At 45.3% G+C, this 2,856-nt stretch carries 2 protein-coding genes; both read left to right on the top strand.

The features are described 5' to 3' along the window. Positions 1-195: 195 nt before the first annotated feature. A complete protein-coding gene (locus R4I06_RS04600; protein WP_334414412.1) occupies positions 196-1,680 on the top strand; it encodes a UbiD family decarboxylase in 1,485 nt (494 codons plus the stop codon). A gap of 78 nt (positions 1,681-1,758) precedes the next feature. Further along, positions 1,759-2,856: P44/Msp2 family outer membrane protein (locus tag R4I06_RS04595; RefSeq protein ID WP_334414411.1), on the top strand; the 1,098-nt coding region annotated here is incomplete at its 3' end.

The following is a 2,856-nucleotide window of genomic DNA, read 5'->3' as shown; positions in this document are numbered from 1 at the left end:
ATCTCGATCACTACTATCATTCGCAGCGTCTTTATCCTTTAACCACGTTGTTCTTATGCCTCTTGCTGAAAGCGCTACCGTAGCTCTCCCATTCATCTCCCTCACAAGTAATGCCTCATTTTGCGATAACAATAGCTACAAGATGTGGTTTATGTGTAAAATTGCGCAACATCCAGAACATATTGTGTCATAGCCGTGTCGTTTGAAAGTTTAGGAAAATTCGTCTCTTTTTTGAAAGAAAAGCGGGATTTGGTAACAATTGACGAAGAAGTTTCTTCTGTTTTGGAAATTACAGAAATACACAGAAGAGTTATAAATACTGGCGGGCCTGCCCTGCTTTTTAATAATGTTTCAAACTCATACGGTAAGTGCAGCATGCCAGTCGTGACGAACATTTTTGGCACGGTTGAAAGGATAGCATGTGGGATAGGTACTGACCCATCAGGGCTGAGAAAGATCGGAGAGCTGCTTGCATTCCTTAAGTCTCCCATTCCCCCGGAGTCGCTAAAAGATATTGTTGGGATGTTTCCAATATTGCGCAATGTTATATCTGCCAGGGCCTGCGATGTAAGAAAGGCTAAATGTCAGGAAATCGTGATTAGAGAGGATGATGTTGATCTATCCAAATTTCCTATCCAAACCTGCTGGCCAGGTGATGCTGCTCCCTTGATAACTTGGCCTATAGTCGTAACCAAAGGGCCTTCAACCGCCAGAGAAGATAATTTTAACTTGGGCATATATAGGATGCAGGTAGTGGATAAAAACACCACCATCATGCGGTGGCTGAAACACAGAGGAGGAGCCCAACAGTATGGGAGATGGGTAAGGGAAAAGAACGAGGATTTTCCCGCTGCTGTAGTTATGGGCACTGACCCGGCAACCATGATTTCTGCGGTCACACCAATTCCTGACAACATGTCTGAGTATCAATTTGCCGGAATTCTCCGCAAGAGTCCCACAGAGCTTGTAAAATGCATTACGGTTCCACTAAAAGTTCCTGCTAACGCGGAAATCGTTTTAGAAGGGTTTGTGACAAGGGATCTTCTCGATGAAGGGCCGCATGGGGACCATACAGGGTATTACAATGCTGTGGAGCGATTTCCGAAATTCGTTGTTAAAGCCATAACCATGAGGAAAGATCCGTTGTACTTGAGCACCTTCACTGGAAGACCTCCTGATGAGTGTTCCGTTCTCGGCGAGGCGCTAAATGAGATTTTTATTCCGATACTTGTGGCACACTATCCGGAAATAGTGGACTTTTGGCTCCCCCCAGAGGGCTGTTCGTATAGAATAGCGGTGGTTTCCATAAAGAAGGCTTATCCAGGACACGCGAGAAAAATTATTATGGGGATAATCTCGTTCCTCAGGCAATTTTTGTACGTAAAATTTGTCATAGTTGTGGATGATGACATATGTGCGAGAGATTGGAAGGACGTTATGTGGGCAATTTCCACTAGAATGGACCCACGCAGGGATATGATGTTCATAGATGGAGCACCTATAGATTACTTAGATTTTGCCTCCACGGAAGAAGGCCTGGGAGGAAAAGTGGGCCTAGATGCGACAAATAAGATCTATCCTGAAACTAAGAGGGATTGGGGTGTCCCAATGGAAATGAGCAAAAGTGTTGTAGATATGGTTACTGCTAAATGGGACAAGTATGGATTTGGATGTGAATAGATAGGACATATACAATGGAAAGTGCTGGACATTCTTTACTATTTCTTTAGGATAATGCCTTAGAAACGCGTGTAGTGTGTGTTTGTTTCGTCTCCAGTTACAGAGAGGGGGGGGGTGATGGATAAATTTAGCGTAAGGCTTTTCCTGTGCGTGGTTAGTGTCTTTTTCGTGTGTGCGAATTGTGTTTCCGTTGTGCACGCTGGCGCACTAGAAGAAGGTGGCGAAAGGTTTTTCTTCAGCCTTGGAGTGGGTCCTGCGGTGAGCGATGTCAGCGGGTTTGGCTTGAGGATTGAGGACAAAGCCAAGATGTCGATCCCGTACAACAAAAAGGACCCCCATATACAGTTGCACTCCTCAAATTTTGATTGGGGTAAAGCGTCGCTGACCCCACATGTCCGATTCGAGAGAAAGACGTCAGGTTTGAGGGCAGGATTTGGGTATGCTGTTGCGGGAGTTAGAGTAGAGCTTGAAATTGAGCGCGAGAAAAGCAAGATTGTGCTGGAGAATAGGGAGAATAAGCTTAGAGATGGTGGAGTGCCATTCCTACTTGTGGATGACGTACTTGAGTACGTGTTAGGCGACGAGTGTGATGCTGACAAGTTTCTGAATAGGACTGCTCTGGATTACTACAGGATAAGGGATATGGTAAAGGAATCAAGCGACTTTCAAAAACAAGACGGTATACCCGATAAGTTTGATGAAGTGCATAGTGGCTCCCATGTATCTAAAGTAATTTTGGAAAAAGTAAAAGAAGATGGCTCTGGCAGTAGGTGGGCAGGTATACGGGATAAGGGTAAGCGCCATGCTGGAACTAAAATAGCTAGCATGGATAAGAGAAATAGGGCTTACTTTGCGCGTGCGCTTGCTGTGCGTGAGAAAGGGGCTGATGTTGTGGAGGTGAATGATATTAGCACTACGACCCTGACTGCAAATTTGTGCTATGACTTCTCTTGGATGGAAATAGGCGAGAATAAGAGGTTGTCTCCGTACGCTTGTGCTGGTATTGGTAGTGGTGCAATAGGAATAGCAAGCAATGATTGGAGAGCGAAGCTTACTGGGAAACTGAAGGCTGGAGTCAATTTGAGCCTGACACCAGAGTACCAGGTGTACGTGGGTGGTGTGTATATGAAGGTCTTCGGGGATGGGGACTACAAGGGTATACGCACTGAGCGTCTA

Origin of the sequence: Anaplasma bovis, from assembly GCF_036903315.1 — a bacterium.
GTDB lineage: Bacteria > Pseudomonadota > Alphaproteobacteria > Rickettsiales > Anaplasmataceae > Anaplasma > Anaplasma bovis.
Note: the sequence above shows the minus strand (reverse complement) of the source record. Positions and strands in the feature narration are given on the sequence as shown.